The organism is Shewanella sp. NKUCC06_TVS (assembly GCF_019345515.1).
Lineage (GTDB): Bacteria > Pseudomonadota > Gammaproteobacteria > Enterobacterales > Shewanellaceae > Shewanella > Shewanella oncorhynchi.
This window is the reverse complement of sequence record NZ_JAHKQX010000013.1, coordinates 104,917-124,337: the sequence shown is the minus strand read 5'-3', so window position 1 is coordinate 124,337 and position 19,421 is coordinate 104,917. Positions and strand designations below refer to the sequence as shown.

Annotated in this window: 11 protein-coding genes; 7 read left to right on the top strand and 4 right to left on the bottom strand. The window is 44.8% G+C overall.

What is annotated here, in order from left to right:
- Window positions 1-2: 2 nt before the first annotated feature.
- The 6 genes from KO531_RS15185 (at window position 3) to KO531_RS15160 (ending at window position 11,322) form a co-directional block, all read left to right on the top strand.
- Window positions 3-2,318 (top strand): MMPL family transporter, encoded by a 2,316-nt coding sequence (locus KO531_RS15185; protein WP_113940560.1) that lies wholly within the window; start codon window positions 3-5, stop codon window positions 2,316-2,318.
- Between the two features lie 264 nt (window positions 2,319-2,582).
- On the top strand, window positions 2,583-7,427 hold the full coding sequence (locus tag KO531_RS15180) for an NAD-glutamate dehydrogenase (protein ID WP_028759769.1): 4,845 nt from the start codon (window positions 2,583-2,585) through the stop codon (window positions 7,425-7,427).
- A gap of 63 nt (window positions 7,428-7,490) precedes the next feature.
- A complete protein-coding gene (pyrD, locus tag KO531_RS15175; RefSeq protein ID WP_219251589.1) occupies window positions 7,491-8,510 on the top strand; it encodes a quinone-dependent dihydroorotate dehydrogenase in 1,020 nt (339 codons plus the stop codon).
- A 200-nt stretch (window positions 8,511-8,710) separates the two neighbouring features.
- The gene (locus KO531_RS15170) at window positions 8,711-9,244 is read left to right on the top strand and encodes a cell division protein ZapC (RefSeq protein ID WP_006081901.1); all 534 of its coding nucleotides are present in this window, start codon (window positions 8,711-8,713) and stop codon (window positions 9,242-9,244) included.
- Window positions 9,245-10,078: 834 nt separating this feature from the next.
- Window positions 10,079-10,366, top strand: a complete 288-nt coding sequence (locus KO531_RS15165) for a hypothetical protein (protein ID WP_219251588.1) — start codon at window positions 10,079-10,081, stop codon at window positions 10,364-10,366.
- A gap of 125 nt (window positions 10,367-10,491) precedes the next feature.
- Window positions 10,492-11,322, top strand: coding sequence for a hypothetical protein (locus KO531_RS15160; protein WP_219251587.1), 831 nt, complete (start codon window positions 10,492-10,494; stop codon window positions 11,320-11,322).
- Window positions 11,323-11,654: 332 nt separating this feature from the next.
- On the opposite strand, the gene ltrA is transcribed toward KO531_RS15160, so the two are convergent.
- A complete protein-coding gene (ltrA, locus tag KO531_RS15155) occupies window positions 11,655-12,848 on the bottom strand; it encodes a group II intron reverse transcriptase/maturase (RefSeq protein WP_251068972.1) in 1,194 nt (397 codons plus the stop codon).
- Between the two features lie 788 nt (window positions 12,849-13,636).
- Here ltrA and KO531_RS15150 point away from each other — a divergent pair.
- Entirely contained in the window at window positions 13,637-14,551 is a 915-nt protein-coding gene (locus KO531_RS15150; protein ID WP_219251586.1) for a toll/interleukin-1 receptor domain-containing protein, read from the top strand.
- A 527-nt stretch (window positions 14,552-15,078) separates the two neighbouring features.
- Here the strand turns inward: KO531_RS15150 and KO531_RS15145 are convergent.
- Genes KO531_RS15145 through KO531_RS15135 form a run of 3 tightly spaced genes read right to left on the bottom strand, consistent with a single transcriptional unit; the run spans window position 15,079 to window position 19,135 of the window.
- A complete protein-coding gene (locus KO531_RS15145) occupies window positions 15,079-15,429 on the bottom strand; it encodes a YdbL family protein (protein WP_219251585.1) in 351 nt (116 codons plus the stop codon).
- Between the two features lie 24 nt (window positions 15,430-15,453).
- On the bottom strand, window positions 15,454-15,672 hold the full coding sequence (locus KO531_RS15140) for a YnbE family lipoprotein (RefSeq protein WP_198780136.1): 219 nt from the start codon (window positions 15,670-15,672) through the stop codon (window positions 15,454-15,456).
- Window positions 15,673-15,685: 13 nt separating this feature from the next.
- The gene (locus tag KO531_RS15135; RefSeq protein WP_219251584.1) at window positions 15,686-19,135 is read right to left on the bottom strand and encodes a YdbH domain-containing protein; all 3,450 of its coding nucleotides are present in this window, start codon (window positions 19,133-19,135) and stop codon (window positions 15,686-15,688) included.
- Between the last annotated feature and the right edge of the window lie 286 nt (window positions 19,136-19,421).

Sequence of the window (19,421 nt, the reverse complement as noted above, 5' to 3'; positions counted from 1 at the left end):
AGATGTTAGAAAAACTGGTCAACGGATTTGAGTCATTTTTGTTTCGCAATCGCGCATGGGTCGTCGGCATTTTTGTGTTTTTGACGTTGTTTTTTGGCTATCAGGCCAGTCAACTCAAAATGGATGCGGCTTTTATCAAAAATATTCCACTGCAGCACAGTTATATGCAGACCTACCTGAAACACCAAAAAGATTTTGGTGGTGCCAACAGCATCATGGTGGCGGTTGAGGATACCAGCGGTAATATTTTTAATGCTAACTATTTTGATACCTTAAAAAATGTGCATGATCAGCTGTTTTTTATTCCAGGGGTTGACCGTGCGCAGGTGAAATCAATTTTTTCGCCTTCCACTCGTTTTACTGAAGTCGTTGAGGATGGTTTTGCTGGCGGGCCTGTTATTCCAGCGGATTTTTCAACTTCAGTGTCTGGGTTAGAAACGGTTCGCGATAATATTGAAAAAGCAGGGATTGTCGGCCGATTAATTGCCAACGATTATAGTGCGGCTATGGTGTCGGCTCAATTAATGGATTTTGATCCACAGACGGGTAAACCGCTTGATACCATTGCTTTTGCTGCACAATTAGAAAAAGAGCTTAGGGGCAAGTTCGAAACCGATAAGGTTAAAATTCACATCATAGGTTTCGCCAAAATGGCGGGGGATGTGGCTGATGGTGCTAAGGGTGTATTGCTGTTCTTCGTGATCGCGATTTTGGTCACCGCCATCATGGTTTACCTCTTTTCTAAATCAATCATCTTGACCATGCTGCCACTGGTCTGCAGTTTAACGGCTGTGGTCTGGCAGCTTGGTTTATTGACTGTGATAGGTTTCGGTCTTGATCCTATGTCGATTCTGGTACCGTTTTTAGTCTTCGCCATCGGTGTGAGCCACGGGGTGCAGATCATTAACGCTGTACGGCGTCGAGTGCTCGACGGGCAAACGACAAAAGCGGCTTCGGCGTCGGCATTTCGTAGTTTATTAGTGCCGGGTGGTGTGGCATTATTGTCCGATACTGTTGGTTTTATTACCCTGTTATTTATCGATATTGGGATTATTCGCGAGCTGGCTATTTCTGCCTCGCTCGGTGTGGGCGTGATCATTTTCACTAACCTTATCCTGTTGCCTTTGGTGATTTCTTTTACTGAAATCAAAGTCAATAAACACGCAGAACCGACCGCTGAAGAAGTGCGAACTGAGGCTATTTGGCGCTTCATGGCGCGTTTTGCGACGCCTAAATATGCTGTGGTAGTCATTATTGCCACTGTGGTGTTGTATTTTGTGGGTCTGCAACAAGCCAATCAGATGAAGATTGGTGATCTACAGGGCGGCGCGCCAGCGTTACATCAAGATTCGCGTTATAACCTCGATACCTTCTTCATCACAGATCATTTCTCTATCACCACAGATGTGATGACTGTGATTGTTGAGGCAGCACCTGAAGCCTGTACTTACCACGATGTGCTCACTCAAATTGATCAGTTTGAATGGTTAGTGCGCAATACTCCTGGGGTGGAGTCGACTGTGAGTCTGGCGTCGGTCGCTAAAAAAGTGAATGCTGGCTTCAACGAAGGTAATCCAAGATGGGAAGTGTTGCCGCGTACAACGGCGAGCTTAGTACAGGCTATTGGCCAAATTCCCACGACTTCAGGTTTATTAAATGGCGATTGTTCTGTCATGCCTGTGTATCTGTTTATGAAAGATCACAAGGCCGAAACCATAGAAACTGTGGTCGCTAAGGTCAAAGCCGTCGCCGCGAAAATGGACAACGAGAAGTTGCAGTTTAAACTGGCGTCGGGTCCTGTGGGTGTAATGGCAGCGACTAACGAAGCGGTGGCCGAGGCGCAGTTACCTATGATGATATACGTCTATGGTGCCGTGTTTGTACTCTGCTTAATCAGCTTTAAATCTTTTAAAGCCACTGTGGCGGTCATTATTCCGTTATATGTCGTGTCGACACTGGCACAGGCTTTGATGACTCAGCTCGATATTGGCTTAGCTGTCAGTACCTTACCTGTCATCGCGCTGGGGGTTGGTATTGGTGTGGACTATGGTATTTATATCCTCTCGACTATGTCGTCTAAGCTATCAAATGGTATGCCAGTGCAACAGGCTTACTATGAGGCGTTGGTCGAACGGGGTAGTGCGGTGATCTTTACTGGCCTTACATTGGCGATTGGTGTCAGTACTTGGTTCTTTTCGGCGCTTAAATTCCAAATGGACATGGGAATATTGTTAACATTCATGTTTGTGGTAAATATGCTCGGTGCCATAATTATCCTACCTGCATTGGCCGCCATTTTCTGGCGCCAGCCTAAGTAGAGTCTACAAATGGGGAGCTCAGCTCCCCATTTACTTTTGAATACTTAGTCTGCTTTATCGATTGTTTGGTCATTTGTCATTCCTTGTTTACGCCAATACTGGATTTCAAGAGGATGTACCACTAAAATTTTCCTCGAAATACAGCGGTTTTAGTAATAAACTTCGCGCGACGATCTAGATCACATTAATTTATCTGCGATTGTTAAGCCGAAGCATCCAAATAATGAAAAAAGCGCTGCCATAGACGCTTAAGGAAACAGCAACATGGCCTTGAAAGATGCAATGCCTTCAGTACTACTTGAAAATGTAGTCAGTTTAATTCACGCTAAAGTCCCTAATTCACAAGCCAAGCAAGTTGAACAGTTCGCCACCTGCCTTTATGCCCACATGTCGAAAGACGATCTCAATGCGCGTAATGACAGTGATTTATACGGTGCGGTTCTCAGTTTATGGAACGCCCTGAACAAAACACCAAAAGGTAACACTCATCTGAGAGTGTTCAATCCTAGCCAAGCCAAACACGGCTGGCAATCTACTCACTCGATCATTGAAGTTATCCAACCTGACATGCCATTCTTGGTCGATTCAGTTGGTATGGCATTGAATCGTATGGGTATTACTGCTCACATGATGTTGCACACTCCACTGGCGATTGAGCGTTCAGAAAGTGGTGTGACAAATGTTACTTATCTTAATAAGAGCCCTGAAAGCACTGAGCATGTCGCCGTATTTTTGATTGAAATTGACCGTCAAAGCAGCACGGTCGATATCAAAGCATTAGAGCGCGAAATTCAGTCTGTGCTTGCCGATGTTGCTTCATCAGTTAACGACTGGGAAGTCATGTCTGCCAAGTTGGCTGAGATGATCAAGGAATTGCCAAAACGTCCGTTCCCGGGCGATAAGCAAGAGTTAGAGGAAGCGATTAACTTCCTGACTTACTTGAATAATCATCACTTTACGCTATTAGGTTACCGTCAATACGATTTGAAACGTGTCGAAGGTGACGTTGAGTTAGTGCCTAATATCGCCTCTAGTTTAGGTTTGATGAACAAGCACACCAAAGCGCAACCTGAGCAAGGTTTGTTGTTATCTAGCTTCTCCGATAGTGCCCGCAAAGAAGCCTTAGATCACAGCTTACTGATCCTCACTAAGAGCAGTGCTAAGAGCCGTGTACATCGTCCAGCTTATGTCGATTATATCGGTATTAAGCGTTTCGATAAGAAAGGCAATGTGATTGGCGAAGATAGATTTATCGGTTTATATGCGTCAAACCTATATAACCGCAGCCCACGTGAAATCCCACTGCTGAATGAAAAAGTGCAGCGTGTGTTAGATCGTTCAGGCTTGACCCCACGTTCACACGACTATAAAGCCCTGCTAAACATCCTTGAGAATTTACCTCGTGACGAGCTAATTCAAGCCAATGTTGATGATTTATCGCACATGGCCCATGGCGTGTTAGAAATGCAAGACAGAGACAAGCTGAAACTCTTTGTACGCAAAGATGGCTTTGGCCGTTTCTTATCCTGTTTAGTGTACGTTTCTAAGGATCGTTACAACACTAAACTCCGCCAAGATACTCAACGTATTCTGGCCCAGCACTTTAACAGCAAAGAAGATGTAGAGTTTACGACTTATTTTTCCGAGTCGACGCTAGCCCGCACTCACTACATAGTCAAAGTTGATAACAATAATATGGATGTAGATGTGGCTGCCATAGAGAACAACTTAATAGAAGCGGCACGTTCGTGGGAAGATAAGTTAAGCACTGCGCTTAACAGTGCACTCGGCGAAGAAGCTGGCACTCATCTGACTAAGCGTTATTTCAATGCGTTCGAGCAAAGCTATAAAGAAGACGTATTGCCAAGTTCTGCCGTCGTCGACATGCAACAGCTCGAAGCACTGGATGATGAACACAAGCTCGGCATGTTGTTCTATCAACCGCAGGAAGCGGCGCTGAACGACAACAAAGTGCGTTTAAAGCTATTCCATAAAGATGAGCCTATTCATCTATCTGACGTGTTGCCAATGCTCGAAAACTTTGGTCTGCGCGTGATCAACGAGCGTCCATATGAAGTCACGACTTCAGACGGTTCTACCTTCTGGATCTTAGACTTCTTGATGACAGTTAAAGTCGTCAACACAGATAACATCGCTGATAGTCAAGATAGATTCCAAACTGCACTGTCACAAGTGTGGCAAAAGAAGTTAGAAGATGACGGCTTCAACCGCATTATTCTGGCATCTGGTTTAACCGGCCGTGAAGTCTCGGTATTGCGTGCGTATGCGAAATACATGCGTCAAATCGATGCGACTTTCAGTCAGTCATATATTGAAGAAACCTTCGGTCGTTACCCACAAATCGCTGATTTGTTGGTGAAGATGTTCATCCGTAAATTTAACCCTAAACTGAAAACCCGTACTCTGGGTAAGTTTTTGGAGCAGATCAATTTACGTTTAGACGAAGTGTCTAGCTTAGATGATGACCGTATTATTCGTCGTTATTTAGACTTGATTAACGCCACTCTGCGTACCAACTTCTACCAACTGGATGCCAAAGGCGAATCTAAGAGTTATATCTCGTTTAAATTCATGCCTTCACTGATCCCTGAAATGCCACGCCCACTGCCGAAATTCGAAATATTCGTTTATTCGCCACGGGTTGAAGGTGTGCATTTACGTTACGGTAAAGTGGCTCGTGGTGGTCTGCGTTGGTCAGATCGCCGTGAAGACTTCCGTACCGAAGTATTAGGTCTGGTAAAAGCACAGCAAGTAAAAAACACTGTGATTGTGCCTGTGGGTGCTAAAGGTGGCTTTGTTTGTAAACAATTGCCAACTGAAGGCGGCCGTGAAGCTTTCTTCACCGAAGGTCAAGAATGTTACCGCATCTTCATCCGTGCATTGCTCGATATTACCGATAACATTTTGAACGGTGAAATCGTCCATCCATTGGATGTGGTTCGTCACGATGAAGATGACCCTTATTTAGTGGTAGCAGCCGATAAAGGCACTGCGACATTCTCTGATATCGCGAACTCGATTTCCCTCGAATACAGATTCTGGCTCGGTGATGCATTTGCATCGGGTGGCAGCAACGGTTATGACCATAAGAAAATGGGTATCACGGCCAAAGGCGGCTGGGAATCGGTTAAGCGTCATTTCCGCGAAGTCGGTATTGATTGCCAAACTACAGACTTTACCTGTTTAGGTATAGGTGACATGGCGGGCGACGTATTCGGTAACGGTATGTTGTTGTCTAAGCACACTAAACTGGTTGCAGCCTTTAACCACATGCATATCTTTATCGATCCAAATCCTGATACGGCATTAAGTTATGATGAACGGGCGCGTTTATTCGCTCTGCCACGTTCAAGCTGGGAAGACTACAGCAGCAAGTTGATTTCTAAAGGTGGCGGTATTTTCCTCCGTTCATCTAAATCCATTCCATTATCGGCAGAGATGAAGCAAATGTTGGCCACAGAGAAAACCTCTATGACCCCAACTGAGCTGATGAAAGAACTGCTGAAAATGCCAGTGGATTTGATCTGGAACGGCGGTATCGGTACGTATGTGAAATCTTCACGGGAAACCCACGCTGAAGTCGGCGATCGTGCCAACGATGCTCTACGTGTCAACGGTGGCGAACTACGCGCTAAGATAGTCGGTGAGGGCGGTAACTTAGGTTGTACTCAGTTAGGTCGTATTGAATATGCGTCTAATGGCGGTCGCATCAACACTGACTTCGTCGATAACGTTGGTGGTGTGGACTGTTCAGACAACGAAGTGAACATCAAGATTTTGCTGAACGCTATGGTGACTGAAGGTGAACTGACGCTTAAGCAGCGTAACCGTTTACTGGAAGAAATGACTGAAGAAGTCGGCCAAATCGTACTGCAAGACTGTAAAGATCAAACTCGTACTATCTCTGTGACTCAAGTGCGCGGTGCTGAGCAGTTAAAAGAGCAGATCCGCTTTATCCAGTACCTGGAAAAAGAAGGCAAGTTAGACAGAGCGTTAGAGTTCTTACCGTCTGACGATGAGTTAGCTGAACGTTTAGCCAGTGGTCGTGCATTAACGCGCCCAGAGCTATCAGTATTGGTTGCCTATGCGAAGATGGTGCTGAAAGAGCAATTAGTGACGCCAGAAATCACTGAAGATACTCTGTTAAGCCAACTGCTTATCGCGTATTTCCCGAAAAAACTTCAGGAAAAATACAGCGACAAAATGGCAACCCATCCACTGCGTGGCGAAATCATTGCGACCTCACTCGCCAATGAACTCGTCAACGACATGGGCTTGAATTTTGTTCAACGTATGCAAGATGAGACTGGTGCCTCAGTTGCCGACGCGGCAATTTGTTACACTATGGCTCGCGAAGTATTTGGTTTAGCTGAATTAACTAAATCGATCACTGACTTAAACGGCATAGTTCCGGCTGTGGTTCAAGGTGAAATGCTGCATCAGTTACGCCGCAATATGCGTCGTGCTAGCCGCTGGTTCCTACGTCACCGTAACCGCTCTTGGAGCATCGAACAAACCGTTGCTTTCTTCAAACCGGTATTTGAACAAATTAAAGATAATGTTCATTTATATCTGGTCGAAGAAGAAGCGAAAGGTATTCAATCTGAGATCAATGCCTTGGTCAAAGAAAACGTACCACAAGCTGTGGCAACGATTGTGGCTAACATGAGCACCTTGTTCTCTGCCTTAGACATTGCCCAAATTGCGCAAACAGAAGATAAGACAGTGGCATTAGTGGCTGAAACTTACTTCAAACTCGGCGCCCGCGTTGAGCTGCACTGGTTCTTAGAACAGATCAGCGCTCAACCTGTAGCGAACCATTGGCAAGCACTGGCTCGTGCCGCCTTTAGGGAAGAGTTAGATTGGCAACAACGTGCATTGAGTTCAGTGGTCTTAAGAACCTGCAGTGCAACCTGTGATGCCGAAAGTGTGATTTCTCAGTGGATTGAGATAAATCAAGGCTTATTGGAAAGATGGTTCCATATGCTAGCTGACTTTAAAACGTCGCAAATCCATGAGTTTGCTAAGTTCTCTGTCGCCCTACGTGAACTTAACCTTCTGATCCTTCATTGCGAAGGCCAAAAGTAAACTTATTATAACAATCAGAAGCCCTGGCGATCGCCGGGGCTTTTTTTAGGTCGAGGAAAGTACATGTTTTATAAAATCGCACAGAAAGTCATGTTTCAGATGGATCCTGAGCGAGCTCACCATTTTGCTATAGGCAGTTTAAAAATGACCGCCAATAGCCCGTTAACGTGTCTATATGGACAAACGATTGCACCCGCTCCTGTCAGCTTTATGGGGTTGACCTTTCCTAACCCAGTGGGACTTGCTGCCGGTATGGACAAGGACGGCGAATCGATTGATGCCTTTCATGCGATGGGATTTGGTCATATTGAAGTGGGTACAGTTACCCCAAGACCACAGCCTGGTAACGATTTACCCCGTCTATTTAGATTAAAGCCTGCCAAAGGCATCATTAATCGCATGGGGTTTAATAATAAGGGTGTCGATAATCTGGTCAAAAATTTGATTGCTAAAAAGACCAATATCATGGTTGGCGTCAATATTGGCAAAAATAAAGACACGCCAGTAGAACAAGGTAAAGACGATTATTTGATCTGCATGGATAAAGTTTATCTCTATGCGGCTTATATTGCGGTGAATATTTCATCACCCAATACCCCAGGATTACGATCGCTACAATATGGCGATCTATTAGATGAATTATTGAGCTCAATTAAAACCAAGCAACTTGAGCTGGCCGAAAAGCATAAAAAATACGTGCCCATCGCGCTTAAAATTGCTCCAGATTTAACCATCGAAGAAATTGAAAATATCGCGCAAGCTTTGATTAAAAACAAATTTGATGGCGCAATTGCGACCAATACTACTTTAACACGTGATGGTGTTAGCGGTCTTGCCAACGCCAATGAAAGCGGCGGCTTAAGTGGCAAACCTTTAACTGAGCTGTCTACTAAAGTGATTAAGCAATTGGCAATTTGTTTGAAAGGGCAGATCCCGATCATAGGTGTGGGTGGTATTAATAGCGCTGAAGATGCCTTAGCCAAATTTGATGCGGGCGCCACTATGGTTCAGATTTATTCAGGTTTTATTTATCAAGGTCCGAAGCTAATTAAAGAAATAGTGAATGCATACCGCTTGAAATAATGATCTTAGGATTAATATAACGATCTAAAATAAGATCTTATTCTTTAGCAGCGATCTAAAAGGATCACTAGATCGCTGTTAAGATCCTATATTAGATCGACTAAGTAACTGTTAAATAATTTGTATTTTATTATTTTTATTTTGATATTGGATAAAATATCTACTATTATGTCCCAGTGTTCAAATATTGGGTCACCGTTATGTTATTAATGCCACAAAAAGATTGGCAATGGAAATATAACGATTCGTATGGTGTTTTAGGCGTATCGTTAGGTTCCGAGATAGAATTTCTGACGTCTTATAAAGCAAAATTACTCATTCCAGATGCCTTATCAAGCATGGAATTTAATATTGCGCACGCCAAATTCTATATGAGCTTACTCGATAGATTGCCTAAAACCCTGTCTTTGTCCGATGCTGCAATTGTTCAAATTGCCCTCAATGCCACCGCAGCCCATTTTATGCTGACACCACAAATGCCAAAATCATGGTTTTTTGATACCAGTGATGTCTGTGTTTACAGCGATGTGGGTAAAGTCTTTGAGCTTAAATGCCAAAAGCAAAGAGTGCTCGCCCTCGTGGTTGAAAATACCCTACAGTCGGCGCTAGTGATGTTATTGTCACCTGAATGTGTTTTGTCGGGCGCTAAAACTATGGTGCAGTTTGAAACCATCAAAGTGATGCATAACCGCTTACACCCACTGCGCGCGCAGCGCCATGTGGTAGCGGCATAATATGGTTGTAGATCAATTGTCATCATTGGTTTTTAATATCTACCATTAGTCATACATCACGATTGGTTTTGATATTAACCACTTGCCGATAATTCGCTCAAATCCCCATGGCGTTAGTGTGCTATCCGTACTCTTTTCTGCTAAGAAAGCCTTTTCCTAAAATTAGTCACGTGAATCTTCGACACCTTTCTATCGAATGCTACCCAACGATAATTTGTGAGTCTTATTACTCTTTATTGGCTCTGCTTTTAGTATCAAACTCACTACGCAGTCTGGTTTGCCATGGTATTGACTCGTCGACTCGCAGCGAGTCCATCCTTGGATGCTCGACCGCCCCGTCCATGGGGCGGACGGTCGTCTCGCCAATCACCATGGCGCACCTTTTTGGCATTTGCGTAGTCTGGAGGTTCAAAGAGGGGGGAGTTTTTATTTAACTATGGTTGGTACTGTTTTCTGTATTGTTTGCACAGTGCTAAAAGCAAAAAGCGTGGTGGGTGTCCGGTTTTTTCGCCGCCCTTAATACTGATTGTTTACACAGTGTTATCTGGTTTGTGCCGATTTCAAGGACTAGATTGAAAATATTTGTGCGCGTTTACATAAGAGCTTCATGTATATAGCATTTATAATCAATAACTTATTTTTTGACAGCTTGAGATAATAGGTTTGGAAAACGCGCATGCGCGTTTTTCCGGATGGTATATCTGATAGAAAGCTGATAAGTTCCTTTTATTACATGTAGTTAACCATGCGCGTTTTTACTGGTCCAACAAGCGATTTATGCCCTGCAAACAGCGCAGCGCATAAATACTAAGACGTTAGCTGCTAGGAGAAGTCATGAGTGATTGGCCATTTGACCAGATAGAAACCTGTGTAGCGGTGACAAACAAAGATATTATTCATGAGGGCGCTCCAATACTTCACGTAAGCCACGATGATGAAGATCATGGTTGGCAATTCATCGGTTTAGATGATGCAGAAGAAGAAAATATTGCGCTTGTATGTATGGCTGAAATTGTAAAATTAGACCCTACAGTTAAAGAGGTGGCACATATCCCTCCTGGCTGGCATGCATGGCGTCAACATGTTGGTGCAGAATGGGAAATCGAAGAATATGCAGAGTAATCAGCTAACAAGTAGTACCAACGGGCTCCGTAATATTGGCACCTTTTGCGTAAAAATACGCACAAAAGTCGCCAATATTACTACGCCGTTGTGCTAGCCGTTATGTGCAAGGAGAGTAAGTCACAGTGAATATATTGATTGTCATCGTTGGTTTAGGCTTGGCTTGCACAGGTGCGCTTCTGTCGTGGAATGAAAAGAAGAGTATGGGGATTTGGGCCACATATGCATTTGGCTTTTTACTTGTTCTAACTAGCGGGCCAATAAGTAATAGTCTGCAAGGGTTTTCGTTAACAGGAAAAGGACTTGACGTAAAATTTACGGAGATATCGCCGGAAAGTTCAATTATTGAAGCTATAAGTACGAAAGCTCAGGAGTCAATTAAATCTCTATCCTTGTCCAGTGCTTCAGATAATAATTTTGGGGTAGAGGTCACAAACACATATACAAAGGACATCGTCGAGAAGCTTATACCTTTTATTCAATCATTGGGTTACACACCAACGCAGATAGTTGGTTCGCCAAATATTCGGCCAGGTTCAATCGTTACAATTTCTAATAAGGGGCTATCCCTGTGGGCCACGCCTCAAGAGGCATTTCCAAAATTACTAATCCAGTCTTCTGCAGTAGCATTACCTACCTTCCAGTTTAGCTATCCTCTTCCTTCGCAAGAATCATTTTATAAGTTTATTTTTGAATGTGGTGAAGGCGCAGTAAGTGAGGAAGCTTCTCTTTCTGGATTAATGGGCAGCTGGAACAAAACTCTATCTCAAAGAGCATTAAACTCGACTGAGACCTTTGTAGTTCAATCCGTATTACTTTGCAGTAGTTTACAAATGGCATCCTCTCTGAGAGGGAACGGATCAAACGAGTCCAGGCAGGATTTTGATTTTTCTACCAAGGATAAAGTAGTAATTGGATACAAACTAGTCAAAATGGACTTTGGGAATAGTGAGTGAAATTGCACATAATCGGGTAGCCGGAAGTATCTAGCCTCCAGCCCCCACACCACCCTGCATGCGGCTCCGCACAGGGCGGTTCATTTAGAACACCTAACTAGCTTTCTGGTTAGGATAATGAACTGCGATCCATCCATCTCTTAGTGAATATAGTCCTGCTTTCTTGAGATACTCGTTACTCAACGCTTGCTGTATTCCTGGTCAAAGATTTTAACAAGAGTCGAGCTCCGCCATGGACCTTTACTTGTGATACCCAAAACACTTCGTGGGGTAGGCCCTCACACAAGCAACGGCAGCTTGGATCCTGACGCCACGTTTAAGTACCATTCATTTCAAGAAGGCACCTTAGTCCGTGGTTTTCTCCACTGACGCCAGTAGCGCATACGTACGCGACGGCGGATCCAATGGTCACTCTTTATAAACAATAGGTGACACACCCTTGGCGGTAAGCGTTGGCTATGCCAAAGTAATTGATCCAACCTTGCCTTCTTGTTTGGCAAGAGGTGCCGTACTTTAAACAATTGATATCCCATGCTAACGCCCCAATTTCGGTTCGTCAGGCGTCTCATCTTTTGTTTGAAAATGTGTAATGTTTTAGCATGCCATTGGATCTTTCCACGGTTAAAGGTAAAACTAAGGAACTTGCTTTGGTCTACCTTAACCACTTGGCTCTTCTGTTCGTTAACAATCAGTTTTAGCTTAGTGGCAAGGTATTGAGCAATACTCTTGAGTACCCGTTCACCCGCTCGTTGAGATTTTACCAAGATGATAAAATCGTCTGCGTAGCGGGCGAATTTGTGCCCTCTGCTTTCCAGCTCTTTATCCAGACTATCCAACATGATGTTTGATAGTAATGGTGAGAGTGGGCCGCCTTGAGGCACACCTTCGAAACTTGCCTCAAATTGGTCGTTGACTATCACACCTGCTCGAAGGTACTTACCAATAAGCGCCAACAAACGCTTATCCTGTACTTTATTCCTTAGTTGAGTCATCAAGAGATCATGATTAACTCGGTCAAAGAACTTAGACAGATCAACATCGACGGCAAATTTGCGTTTCAGTTTGATGATATCCTTTACTTGCAAGACCGCTTGTTTGGCATTTCTGTTCGGCCTAAAGCCAAAGCTGTTAGTCGAGAAGAATGGGTCAAACAATGGCGTGAGAATTTGAGCTATAGCTTGTTGTATCACGCGGTCAATAACGTTGGGTATCCCCAATTTGCGTTTACCGCCATCGGGTTTATCGATCTCCACGCGCCTGACTGCTGAGGGGTTATATTCACCTCGTTCCAGTAGAGATTTACACCGTTGCCAACCGCCTTGCTGCACCCAAAGCGGGAAAGCATCGATGGTCATGCCATCGATGCCTGCCGCGCCTTTATTGGCTTTAACTTGACGCCACGCTCGGTGTAGATTTTCAGGTTCGAGCAGTTGTTGGAATAAATCGCTGTTGAAGGCCGGTTGCATATCAATACGCTGCCGATAGTAATCGTCTGGCGACGTAGTGGGTATCAACAAGTTTGACAAGACTCCTCCTTCTTCTAAATGTTCAGGCCTTCACCATGTACCCACAACGCTAACGCGGGTATGCTATCCCATCCATTACGATGGGCTACTCGGCAACTGCTCCTGCGTTGCTCTACCTCCTGCATCCATGCAGTCGTATGCCGTCTGCTGACTTCTGCTTAATCACATGCCGAGTTGCCCCGTCATGCGCTATCGGTTTTGACCGCCACGGATGGCGGAAATGCAGGTATTGCAGGAGCAATATATCTGCCATCTGGTTCGCTCTTTTCAGTCGATGAAATTGAAAAGCCAAGGCACTTATAAACCAGAGCCTTACTGGTTAATGACCGATCGCGTGTTAAGCAGATCTCACCACTCTTTATTGATTAGAGAAGGAACATGAACTTTCTTTGCACTGCTGCATCATTTACGGTGGCCATTAGATCACGTGGTTTCGTCGTCTTGTCCCCTTACTACGTGGGGGAGGCCCTGCCAACTCACCTCTAGCCTACGCCTCATATGATGTTCTTGTTCATCAGCTCGCACTCTTTATTAATTAATAGGCTAGCGGCTTCCTTCAGACCAATCCTCGCGGATAAGCCCTTGCCATTCGCTAGTAGTTAACGTTTAATAACAGTATGTTATTTAAACGGTGATCTTTCTACAGAGGACTTTCACCTCATTAGTTCGTGCCCATGCTGGGCGTACACAAGGCCCGGCAACACGCAGCCTTCGGCTGCTGGACTCGCTACGCTCGCCGCTGCGGGCGGCGTTAGACAATTCAGGAATAAGTTAACTAAAGGAAAACTATGCAAGTATTTATATCTTACTCATGGGACAACGAAGAACACAAAACTTGGGTTAGGCAGTTTGCGGACAAGCTAATTCATGCCGGTATTCCAGTGATACTAGATCAGTATGATCTGCGCGGTGGATCTGATATGCATCATTTTATGGAAAATGCTGTTAGCTCGTCGTCGCATATTTTGGTGATATGCACACCGCAATATGTGAGTAGAGCTAACGAAAGAATAAAAGGAGCAGGAGAAGAAACATCACTTATTACTGGTGAGTTTTATAATCGACATGTTAATGGTAAGACTTACTTTCCAATTGTACGCACTCAATCAACGAAACCTGTCCCTGACTATTTAGGAAGTTTGGTGTATTTTGATTTTTCAAATGATCAGAACTTCGAAAGCACTTTTGAAGACCTACTTCGAAATATTTATCAAGAACCTCGTTATGTAAAACCTGATCTCGGGAGTAAACCTCTATTTTTTAATCAACCTCCACAAATACCTACGAACGTCCTTAGTTTGGAAAGTTTAAAAAATAGAGTGTTAAGCTCTGAGCCTGAAGACTGGGTATATGACGATGATATTGGTGTTTATAGTAATAAACACGACATTCGCCTGCAAATACGGAATAGACGAACTGATAGGTACGAAAGCTTCAGGGAAGAGTGGACAGATAGGTTCCCAGACCCATCAGCTTCAAGAGATTTTTACGATATTTACTATGACAATAATAGGGTTTGTGATTATTTCCAAGTATCTGTTGATGGAGGGCGGGTTTCTATCCCTATTCCAAAACTAGGAAATAACCTATCAATTGATAAAGAGCAATATACTTTTGGACGCCTAATTCATTATTCTGGTAACAACTGTTTGTATGACTTTGAAGACTACCTTCGAAGAGCAGGAATTTCGGTGACGCAATAATTGCCTAACAAATAAGGATAGGCCGCGCGTAGCCGTGACCCATTCTCAAAAGGCATGGCAAGTGTTGAACAAGCCCGATGCTGGTTGTTGACACTTTATAATGCAAATAGCTGATTGAGAATTTGAGGGTGCTAAGGTCGTATTTTGAAAGAGACTTTTGTGCAGACATGAGCAGCCCTTAGAAAAATCGAATGAAAAAAAATCGAGACACCCATTGTTAAATTTGGTTACCAGTATACGCCGGGTCGATGAGATTAAGCACAGTCATGGAAGTGACCGTTCGTGACAGGGATGTCACGGTCGAGCCTATAGGGATACTTCTTACTAGGTAACAGGACTGCGTGTCACTGGAATGACAGTGCTTAACCAAACTCCATCAAACAACCTAAAATCTAGATCCTCGCTCAAAGGTATTGGTCAGCAAATCATTCCCTTTATCGACCACCAATAAAAACGCCTGCGATTGCAGGCGTTGTTGTTTAAGTCAACTCGTTTGGCTTTTATGCGTTAGAGCATTAAATAGTGGATTACTTTTTAATCCATTTGCCTTTGGCATCTTGCACATAGTTGCCTTTATCTGTGGCGGCGATGGCTTTTTCGCCGGCGAGTTTAGCGACATCGGCGGCGGAGAGTTTGTTCTTCTTGGCGATGGTTTCGTAGTGGGCGCGGCGTTTGTTATTGACATCGTCCATCACGGCTTTGGCTTCGGGATTGGCTTTTACTAAACCTAAGTAGCCGTTGGCTTGCTCGCCTAAATAGCCCTGTGATTTCGCTTCTTGAAGTGACATGGCGAAGGCGCTTAGGCTTAAAAGACTAAGGCTCAAGAAGCTGAGGGTTAATAGTTGTAGTAACTTTGATTTTAGTCGCATTGATTTCATAGTGATTCCTCAATTCTGATGTAATTAGAACAACTGCTCATCTGACAGAAGCTGATCTAGCTCCTTATCCACTTTGATTTTTATTTCGTGTTCAATTTTCACATTAAGATTGATGACGATAGGTTTATCCGGTGGTTCAATTTTGACTGTAGGGGCGCAGCCCGGCAATATGGCAAGTGCAGCCAAGGCGACAAGAGCGCTTCGGGCATTTAGGCTAATTTGCTGTAATTGAATAATTTTCAATGATATTTCCTTATTACTTCACGGATTTTTCGATTCTATCCTGCAGATCGTTACCAATCTGTAGACTCCTGAATAATTGCAGCATGTTCTCTTCATGGGAGTAATTCAAGTGGATTGGGCGTTCAATCCCTTGGCTTTGTCCTTTCACTTCCACGAGCAGTTTAGCATCACCCGCAGTGTCCATATCAAAACTGCTGGATAACTGGCTGTATTGTAAGTGTTCTAACGCCGAAAATACAAAGTCGAGGTAAGGTTGGGATTGGCGCATCTGATCCACGGCGGGATTACCCGAGATGGCGATTAAGCCGCCGGGCGCGCGGGCGGCTAATTGACCGCCGGTGATAGATACTTTGCCGTTGACTAAATCGACGGGTAATACACCATCGAAAATACCGTCGGCATAGACACCAATTTGTGGCTGAATGCGTAGCACTTCTTCTAGGCTCATGCCCTGCAATAGGAGATAGGCATGGGATTTATCCTGTAGTTTTAAATTAAAGTCGGGCAGCAAAAATTGGCCACTGAGCACTTTGCCTTTGGCCGTCATGGAAACATCGGTATCGCTTAAGCCTGTAAGTTGTTGCAGCCAATTGTCGGGCAGCTTCTGCGCATCTTTACCGAGGGCGATATCGGCTTCCACTTCGATATCGGTCAGCGGAAAGCCGGGATCAAACAGGTTAAAGGTCATCCGCGTTTGCGGGCAATTGAGTTTACTTAGGCTGTTAACAGAACCTTTATCCTGCGGCTCTTTTTTATAAGAGAGGCCCCAAGTAAACTCACATTGCGCCTGCAGTTTTCCGCCTTCAAAGGTGGTGTCCTTATAAAAACCTTCAAGTTCGGTCATTGACTGGGTGATTTGCATGGCAAATTGGGTCTGATCGCGCTTTTGCGTCAGCTTAAACTGCGCCTGTAATTGGTTATGACCCGTGACATTAAGCTCAGCAGGCAAGGGTTGGGTTTGATTGAGTAAGGACAGTGCTTCGGTCATGCTGGTATCGACAACCCATTGACCCGTAAGCAATAAGGGGTTATTCGCATTAGCGAGGTTTAACTTGTGTTGGCTTTGCAGCTCAACCGTGCCCACTTGCCAGCGTTCATCACCCAAGAGCGTGTTATTTTTCCAATTTAAGGCTTGTGCCAGCGTTAAGGTATCTAGCTTGAGTATAGTTTCTTTGCGGCTGCGGCCTTTGCTACTGAGCTGTTTTTCGATATTAAGCTGATTGGCTTGCCATACGAGTTGATTTTGCCAAGTGGCTGTGAGCAGCGAGTCGAGTGGGGCTTCGACCTCGGGCTTAAACTCAAATGACATGGCTTTTTGTAATGCAATCGAGAAACTGCCCGCGCTCATGTCAGTTTTAGTTGTGATGCTCGTGTTTGTGCTTTTGTCAGCGCTAGCTTCTGTCACTTTCGTTTCAACAGCTGCTGTTTCACTAACAACCGTCTGTGTGGTTTGCGAAAAATGCAGTTGCTCCAGTGCCAAGTTCAAAGGCGGTAAGGCCAGTGTGAATTGGTTTGCAGTATCGGACGCGGGCACTGAAGTTTGTGCTGAGCTGATACTTGAGCTGGTATTTGAGTTGCGCTGCGAGCTTACGGTAAGCGGTGCAAGGGCGTTTATTGTGATACTGCCAAGGCTCACATCGGCATGTTTAGCCGCATTGTTATCTTGAGCGCTTAACTGTTTAAGCTCGCCGACAGTGAACTGCAGTGTGTCGCCGGCATTTTGCTGTGTTTGGGTGGCAGCGCCGATAGGCGTGGTAATGAATTGCCAGTCGGTTGAGCTTGGTGTCCGATTAAAGCTCAATCTGCCCGCAGTGGTTAACTGGCTGCTATTCCAGCTGAGATCTTGGGGCGTATTCGCCCACAATTCAGATAATAGCAGTGAACTGGTTTGCTTAGCGTTAAGGCGCCAATCTGTTTTGAAGGACAGCGCTTCGGCGGACTTGACCACTTCAACATTGGCCAAATCGATTTGGGTATCGAGTTTACTGCCTAAGGTTTTTAGCTCAATTCGGGGAAGTTTGAACCTAAGCGGCTTATTATCAAGCGGCTCATTCTTAAGCGGTTGACTCTGTGCATCTTGCTGGATTTGAGTCAGCGGATAATGCAGGGCTTCACTTAATGTCAGCGCGATCCCCACTGGTGCATCTGTGCTTTTGAGCCCTGACAGCAGCTTAGCGATTTGACCTGCTGTTTGACTTGCAACTTGTTCCGGCACTTGCTCCGAAGCGGACTTGGCTGCCGATCTGGATGGAGGCAGAGACAAAGGCTGAGTTAAAGGTTTAGCTAAAGGCTTAGCCAGCGTCTCATCGAGCAGCTGCATCAATCGCTGTTGCTGCGCTTCATTGGGAGTCAAGGCTAAGGTAAAGGGCTCAAGGCTTAGGTCAAGTTCGGCTAAATGCCCAGTAATCTTAAATGCGAGCTCAGGTTTAGGCGCAAGTTCTAGCGCCGCCAACTGATTAAAGGTCAGCTTAGGATCAATTAACTGGTGCTGGCTGATAAGCTCGCCCGAAGTTAATGTAATACGGCTGTCGGACACTAATTGGCCTTGTAGATCAATCGCTAACGCTTGCCACTCTTGATCAAGTTCCGTTAACGGACTCAGCACACTGTCTTGAGCTTGCCTCAGGCTGATTTGATGCAAGCTAGCAAGCAGCGGCGCGAGTGTAATTTGACTTGCCAGTTGCCATTGTTGGGCTGTGAGTGTGGCTTTGAGTTTGGCGATGCTTTCACCTTCGTGGCTAAACTCGCTGTTGATTTCCCCCGCGCCGTTAAGGCTCAACTTGTCCATCACCAAACGATAGGCGGGTAAATCATTTTGGGTGTCGAGATGGTGAGCTTTGAGAATAAGGCTGGTTTTACCGATATCGATGAGGGGTAATGATTTGATATCTAAGGCCAAGGCGGGGCCTTGTTCATCGATGGCATTTCGATTGGGTAAAAATAGCGATTGCCCTAACTCGACTTCAATATCACCCGTGGAGATTTGGGTGATTTTTTGAGTGAGGTAAGCAATTTGGCTGAACTGTTTCAGCTCGGCAAAGCTCTGCGGCCAGTCAAGTTTTAGCTGGATATTCAGGTTATTCAGCCTGATATGGCTGTCATGCACCCTAAGATTGGCAGAAGTAATGCGCCAATGTTCTAACTGACTTTTCCCTAATTCAATGTCAATCAGTTCGCTGTCCATGCCTACGAGGGCAAAGTTTGCCGCCTGCATAATCAGTTTTTCAGCCTGAGTATTCACAATCCACACAGTTAACGCCACCCCCGCCAAGATGCCCGTTAAGCTGGTCGCCAATAAGGTTTTTTTTAGGGGGAATTTACGGCGATTTTGCGCAGCAACATGAGTATCTGTTCCAAAACCTAAAGCACCACTGCGAGGGCCTGCGGATATTTCCGTTGCCTCGTGCTGAAGTGCCTTGCTATCAGAGGCATTGCCACGGCTTGGCTTGTTGTGGATTGGCATTGGGTTTGATATTTATCCTTTATTGACAGAGCCCTGATCAAACTCGTGCCTTAGCAGTGCAAAAATACACGATTGTGTATATTTCATTGGCACTTTTACTTTGTTCGGTTACTTCGGAGCTTTTATATCGCGCACGAGCACCTGAGGCAGTTTAACACTCAAGGGCTTAGCTGACTAATGTGAAAGGATCATTGAATAGACAAGAGCCTGATGTCAATAGTTGAGGTTTTACAGGCTCTTGTACTTAATCTGTTATTCGGGCTAGCTAACTTTTAGTTCACTCACT

Excerpts from the sequence above, each read along its gene's own strand:
- KO531_RS15185 (WP_113940560.1), top strand. The coding sequence starts at position 3 with ATGTTAGAAAAACTGGTCAACGGATTTGAGTCATTTTTGTTTCGCAAT.
- KO531_RS15180 (WP_028759769.1), top strand. The coding sequence starts at position 2,583 with ATGGCCTTGAAAGATGCAATGCCTTCAGTACTACTTGAAAATGTAGTC.
- pyrD (WP_219251589.1), top strand. The coding sequence starts at position 7,491 with ATGTTTTATAAAATCGCACAGAAAGTCATGTTTCAGATGGATCCTGAG.
- KO531_RS15170 (WP_006081901.1), top strand. The coding sequence starts at position 8,711 with ATGTTATTAATGCCACAAAAAGATTGGCAATGGAAATATAACGATTCG.
- KO531_RS15165 (WP_219251588.1), top strand. The coding sequence starts at position 10,079 with ATGAGTGATTGGCCATTTGACCAGATAGAAACCTGTGTAGCGGTGACA.
- KO531_RS15150 (WP_219251586.1), top strand. The coding sequence starts at position 13,637 with ATGCAAGTATTTATATCTTACTCATGGGACAACGAAGAACACAAAACT.
- KO531_RS15145 (WP_219251585.1), bottom strand. The coding sequence starts at position 15,429 with ATGAAATCAATGCGACTAAAATCAAAGTTACTACAACTATTAACCCTC.
- KO531_RS15135 (WP_219251584.1), bottom strand. The coding sequence starts at position 19,135 with ATGCCAATCCACAACAAGCCAAGCCGTGGCAATGCCTCTGATAGCAAG.